Raw genomic sequence first — 3,930 nt, 5'->3', positions numbered from 1 at the left:
CAAAACGGCGGTTAACTTTATTCATAATTCGCAAGCCTGCAAAAAGATGCTGGCGCTACTACAAAAAGAGCGTCCGGATATCGTCCACTTCCATAACATTTACCATCAGTTAACGCCGGCGTTGATTAAAGTGGCCCGCAATTTTGGCTGCAAAACAGTGTTGACCGCGCATGACTATAAAATCGTCTGTCCTGCCTATTCCATGCTGCGCGACGGTAAAGTGTGTGATTCCTGTATTACCGGGACGGTTTTCAATGCCTTCAGGTATCGTTGCCAGGAAGGCTCTGCTTCAAAAAGCCTCCTGCTTTCTTTAGAGGCGACCTGGCAATATATTGCGCAAAATTACCAGGCGCTGGATGTGATCGTTTCGCCGAGCGTCTTTTTACGCGGCGTATTGTTGCGTACGCTGCCGAATTCGCGCATTGATGTCATCGTCAATGGCGTTGATGACAGCCGTCCTCTGGATGAGGTAAGCGATGCGGGCTATATGCTGTACTTCGGTCGCCTGAGCCGTGAAAAGGGCGTGGCAACGTTATTGGCGGCGCATGAGAAAATGCAGAACAAAGCGCCGCTGAAAATTGTGGGGCACGGTCCCCTGCACGACGAATTAGTCGCCCAATACCCGGACGTTGAGTTTTTAGGTTATGTGCAACAAGGGGAAGCCCTCGATAACCTTATTAAGCATGCACGGGCAGTGATCCTTCCTTCAGAATGCTATGAAAACTGTTCTATGGCGATATTAGAGGCGATGTCCTTAGGCAAGCCGGTGATCGGATCGCGCATCGGCGGCATCCCGGAACAAATTCGTGATGATATCGAAGGGATTTTATTCGAACCTGGCAATGCGCAGGAGTTAGCAAATGCGCTGGATGCACTGGCCGACTCGCCAGAGAAGGCGCGGGTCATGGGCTTACAGGGGCGTGCGCGATTGAGTGAAAAATATGCGCTGAGTAAACATATGGATACTCTACTGGCGCTCTATAAAGAACTGCTGAGCAGGCCATAGTATGAGTAAAAAAATAACGGTTTTTGGTACGCGTGGTATTCCCGATGTATTGGGCGGGGTGGAGACACACTGTCAGAATCTATATCCTGCCATTAAGCAGCAGTTGGACGTTGATATTTGCGTGATTGCACGCTCGCCGTATGTAAATTACAAACGATCGTTATATAAGAAAGTTGAAACCTACGCGCTGTGGGCACCCAAAAAGCGCTCGCTGGAAGCGATTGTCCATTCCGTTTTAGCGGCATTTAGGACAAGTATCGACCATTCGGATATTGTGCATGTCCATGCTATCGGGCCTGGGCTTGTGATCCCATTATTACGCATGTTAGGGAAAAAGGTGGTGTTCACCCATCATGGACCTGATTACGATCGTCAAAAATGGGGATTCGTTGCCAAAAAAATATTGCTGCTGGGTGAGCGTTGGGCTGTGAAATATGCCAACGAAGTGATTGTGATTTCTGAGGTTATTAATCAATTGATCCAGAAAAAACACGCTCGCTATGATGCGCATTTAATTCACAATGGCGTCAATGAGCCGCGGTCGTTATCTGCGCTGACCATCGACAATACGCTCTCCCGCTTTGGGCTGCAGCCGAAAAACTACCTCGTGGTGGTAGGGCGATTTGTGGAAGAAAAAGGGATGCATGATGCCATCGCCGCCTATCAGCGCAGCGGTTTAACTATGCCGTTAGTGTTAATTGGCGATGCGGATCATCCGACCGAATACAGCATTCGCCTAAAAAAGCTTGCCGCGGACACCCCTGGCGTTGTGATGACGGGGTTCTTGCGTGGTGATGAGCTTCAGGCGGTGTTTTCCCAGGCACAGCTGTTTGTGATGCCTTCATACCATGAAGGATTGCCCATTGCGCTGCTGGAAGCGATGTCATTTTCTCTTCCTGCCGTCGTCAGTGATATTCCGGCTAACCTCGAAGTTCAACTGCCGTCCGAGGCCTATTTTAAGGTGGGGGATGTGACCAGCCTGGCCGAAAAATTAACCGAGTGGGCGGCAACCAATAGCGTGGACTATCGTGTATATTTGCAAAACTACAACTGGCATGAAATCGCCAAAAAGACGATTAACGTCTATCACTCAATTGATAAAGATATAGGTTAATTTTGACCAGTCCTCAAAATCGTCCTCCCGTCATCGAACGATTTTATGCTCATCTTGACGAGCCGATTGCGCAAGGGTTGACCCCTGAACAAAAAGAAGGGGTGGAAAAAGCGATCCTGGCCTCGACTTTGACTTCGCGGCATCAGATCGATATTCGCCGAAGCTTTCCCTTTTTCAGTAAACGCTATTATCTGGTTTTTTTGTTTGGCAGAGATTTGCGTCGGCAGCATCGTCAGGAATCGACCCTGTCGAGAATATTGCTCACTTTCCTGTTGCTGATTGCCGTGTTGTTCGTTACCTGCTGCGTATTGCTGACGCTGTATATGATCAAATCAGCGTTAGGTATTGATGTGTTCCAAAATTTTCATGTAGGCATATGGGACTGGTGGTTAAGCCTGAAAAACCGCTAGCGTAAACAAACCTGTGGAGGGCGTCACTGCGATGAAGTGTAAATGGGTTTCTGCGCTGTTGTTGATGTCCTTTCCGTTGGCGGTTATGTCTGCATTAACGACCGTAACCCCCAAAGCATTAACGGGCCCGCTAACCAATCCGGGGATTGGCGTGGCAAGTTTTCATCAGGGGTACGGTGAAACGCTGGGTCTGGCGGATTATCCCAATACCGGATTTGAATACGAGCGATTTTACTGGCGAGAGCTGGAGCCTGTTGAAGGTCAGTATAATTTTGCGCTGGTGGATGATGCCTTCAAATACGCGGCAGCGCATCGTCCCGCGATGAATGTCGGGCTGCGGTTTATGGTGCTTGCCGATCCGGGGGATGGCACCAAAATTCCCGATTGGCTGATTAAAAAAGGCGTGAAAGGCAGCTGGACGCCCGATAATAAAACATTTATTCCGGATTTAAGCGACCCGCTGTTTATTGAGTACAGCCAGCGTCTGCTGAACGCATTCGGAAAACGCTACGACGGTAATGCGAATCTCGCTTTTGTGGATATCGGCATGGTGGGGGCCTGGGGGGAATGGCATAACAGCAATTTCCCTGAGCTGAAACCACTGTTGGAGCAGTACTCCACCGCGCAGTTAGACCGCTACGTCGCAATGCACTTTTCTGCCTTCCCTTCGACGCCGAAAATAATGTTGATGAGCGGTGGGCAAAGCCTGGCGAATGCGGTGGCGCGAGGGGCTGGATGGCGGGCGGATTGCTGGGGTGACCTGCGCGTATTTTCGGACTCCTGGAGCCATATGGCCGATGATTACCCGCAGCGATTACTGGCAGCACAGCAGAGCTATTCGGGGTTTAATGATGCCTGGAAACGTGCGCCGGTCAGTCTGGAAATCTGTTCATATATGCAGGACTGGAAGAACACCTTCCACTATACGCGTGCCGAAGTGCAGGGCATTTTTGACTGGGCGGTCAAGCAGCACGCCAGCACGATCAACCTGAAATCGAGAGCGATACCCAGCGATTATCGACCGATTGTTGATGATGCGCTGACCAAACTGGGCTATCGGTTTCGCTTAGCGTCTCTGAGCCATGAGTCCGTGTGGGACGGCGGACAAACGTTGAGGTTGAACAGTACCTGGTATAACGAAGGTATCGCACCGATTTATCTGCCCTACACGCTGGCATTTCGTGTGGTGGATAGCGCCAATAAGGTGGTGGCGCAGGGGAATGCGGCGGATGATATACGACGTTGGCTCCCGGGCGTTTATCAGGTTAGCTACGCATTGCCCATGCCGGGCCGACTGGCGAAAGGGCAATACGCCATTGAGGTTTCGATGCTGGATAAATCCGGGGTGGCAAGAATTAACTTTGCCAACGAAGGAAAGCAAAGCAGCGGCTGGTATCGCG

General features: G+C 50.5%; 4 protein-coding genes. All 4 read left to right on the top strand.

What is annotated here, in order from left to right; genetic code table 11:
* Window positions 1–1,006: glycosyltransferase family 4 protein (locus FDW87_RS19360; protein ID WP_252363259.1), on the top strand; the 1,006-nt coding region annotated here is incomplete at its 5' end.
* A gap of 1 nt (window position 1,007) precedes the next feature.
* Window positions 1,008–2,120, top strand: coding sequence for a glycosyltransferase family 4 protein (locus tag FDW87_RS19355; protein WP_137380081.1), 1,113 nt, complete (start codon window positions 1,008–1,010; stop codon window positions 2,118–2,120).
* A gap of 2 nt (window positions 2,121–2,122) precedes the next feature.
* The gene (locus tag FDW87_RS19350) at window positions 2,123–2,530 is read left to right on the top strand and encodes a hypothetical protein (protein ID WP_016154111.1); all 408 of its coding nucleotides are present in this window, start codon (window positions 2,123–2,125) and stop codon (window positions 2,528–2,530) included.
* Between the two features lie 31 nt (window positions 2,531–2,561).
* The coding region (locus tag FDW87_RS19345; protein WP_137380093.1) for a DUF4832 domain-containing protein at window positions 2,562–3,930 on the top strand (1,369 nt) is incomplete at its 3' end.

The sequence above is a fragment of the Citrobacter sp. wls826 genome (genome assembly GCF_005281245.1).
Taxonomy (GTDB): domain Bacteria; phylum Pseudomonadota; class Gammaproteobacteria; order Enterobacterales; family Enterobacteriaceae; genus Citrobacter; species Citrobacter braakii.
Note: the sequence above shows the minus strand (reverse complement) of the source record. Positions and strands in the feature narration are given on the sequence as shown.

What these genes read in the sequence shown, in the direction of transcription:
- FDW87_RS19355 (WP_137380081.1), top strand. Translation starts at nt 1,008, where the DNA reads ATGAGTAAAAAAATAACGGTTTTTGGTACGCGTGGTATTCCCGATGTA.